This window comes from Streptococcus sp. DD10 (assembly GCF_001578805.1).
GTDB lineage: Bacteria > Bacillota > Bacilli > Lactobacillales > Streptococcaceae > Streptococcus.
Window position 1 is genome coordinate 17,466 of record NZ_KQ969160.1, and the last position, 1,811, is coordinate 19,276.

Annotated in this window: 2 protein-coding genes and 1 pseudogene; 2 read left to right on the plus strand and 1 reads right to left on the minus strand. The window is 39.0% G+C overall.

Annotated features, from left to right (window positions below; genetic code table 11):
- Positions 1–29: 29 nt before the first annotated feature.
- Together STRDD10_RS05500 and yidC are read left to right on the plus strand one after the other, a co-directional pair.
- On the plus strand, positions 30–308 hold the full coding sequence (locus STRDD10_RS05500) for an acylphosphatase (protein ID WP_067193792.1): 279 nt from the start codon (positions 30–32) through the stop codon (positions 306–308).
- Between the two features lie 76 nt (positions 309–384).
- Positions 385–1,305 (plus strand): membrane protein insertase YidC, encoded by a 921-nt coding sequence (gene yidC, locus STRDD10_RS05505; RefSeq protein WP_067193794.1) that lies wholly within the window; start codon positions 385–387, stop codon positions 1,303–1,305.
- Positions 1,306–1,572: 267 nt separating this feature from the next.
- Here yidC and STRDD10_RS10850 read toward each other — a convergent pair.
- Positions 1,573–1,707, minus strand: a pseudogene (locus tag STRDD10_RS10850) (IS110 family transposase); the annotation flags it as partial.
- Positions 1,708–1,811 lie beyond the last annotated feature (104 nt).

Here is a 1,811-nt window from a genome sequence, read left to right on the forward strand (position 1 = left end):
ATAATAGAGTAAAAAACGGAGGTAATATCATGCAAAAAGTACGGATGGTTGCCCAAGGTCGGGTACAAGGTGTAGGATTTCGTTGGGGGGTATATAGTCTAGCTCTTGAAATTGGTGGTATCACTGGTCGCGTTTGGAATAAGGATGACGGCACAGTCGAAATTCTGGCTCAAGCTGAGGAATCTGCGCAAATGGCTAAATTTATTCAAGAAATTCGCAAGGGACCAACTCCTTTCTCTCGTGTGACTTATCTCGACGTCACCCTGAGTAATTTTGAACAGTACACCGATTTCAAAATTGCAAATTAAGACCTAAGAACTATTGAGATTTTTACTAGAAAAGGGTACAATAGACGAGTATTACTTTTTTAGAAGGAAAAATAAAGTGAAAAAATCAAATCGTATCTTACTGACAGGATTGAGTCTATCAACGCTACTTCTTTTAGCAGGTTGCGTTGGTCGTGATAGTAGTGGAAATCCTTCTGGTCTCATTTGGAATCTCCTTGGACAACCCATGAGCTATGGGATTCGCTTCTTTGCTGAAAATCAAGGACTCGGATTCGGACTTGGAATCATTATTGTAACCATTATCGTTCGCCTTATCATTCTCCCTCTCGCTCTTCATCAGTCATGGACAGCAGCATATCAGACTGAAAAACGTGAGTATCTCAAACCGTATCTCCAACCTTACCAAGATCGGTTGACCAAGGCTGAAACCCAAGAAGAAAAATTAGCAGCCCAACAGGCTCTCATGGCAGCTCAAAAAGAGATGGGAGTCAGCATTTTGGGAGGCATGGGATGCTTACCACTTCTTATTCAATTACCTTTCTTCTCAGCCATCTTCTTTGCTGCTCAATACACACCTGGTGTATCTGATGCTAGTTTCTTAGGCATTCATCTTGGGGAGCGTAGCATTTTACTTGCTCTCATCGTCGGTGTTCTCTATCTAATCCAAGGGTATCTCTCCATGTTAGGAGTTGCTGAAGAGCAACGCCAACAAATGCGCTCTATGATGTTTATGAGTCCAATTATGCTTTTAATCTTCTCTTGGAGCTCACCAGCTAGTGTAACCCTTTACTGGTTTGTCGGTGGTATCTTTACGATCATCCAACAACTGATTACTAATTTCATCTTACGCCCACGATTACGTGAAAAAGTTACAGCAGAGTTTGAAGCAAATCCACCAAAAATGCCTAGTCAAACAGCAACGGCTAGCAGAAAGGATGTCACTCCACAGTATCAAGGAGCTATCTCAACAGATAAGAAAAAACAAAATCGTAACGCTGGTAAACAACGTTCAAGATAAAAAATTGGCTGAAATGTACTGACCCCAAAAAGTTGGACAAATAATTATTGAAAGGATTTAGTTCTGTACTTCACAGGACTAAGTCCTTTTCTACTATTTGTCAAGTATATCAAGGTATTTGATGAAAAATAGTTTGAGTTCCATATGTCAAGCTAAGGAAGTTATCTTTTTTTGAACTAAATTTTAGTGTAAAAAGTGTACACTAAAACAACACCTTATCTGGTTATTTTTTTGATAAGGCGTTACAATAATATGGCATAAACAATTTTACCGATTTTGGGTAGAAGTATAATCGTAAAGTTTGTTATGTGTTATGAGGTAATACATTGTTCTGATGAGACGATGTATAGAGGCAATCGTGTGTGGTTTGGTTGAAGTCACTTGCGATTGTCTTTTCCGTTTTAGTTTGACCCTCATTTTTCATAGAAGAAAAAAAGGCTCTATAATTTCTGTAGTGGGTAAACCCACCGCAGGGATTATGGGGCCTATTTTGTTATAGAAAAAAA

What these genes read in the sequence shown, in the direction of transcription:
- STRDD10_RS05500 (WP_067193792.1), top strand. Translation starts at nt 30, where the DNA reads ATGCAAAAAGTACGGATGGTTGCCCAAGGTCGGGTACAAGGTGTAGGA.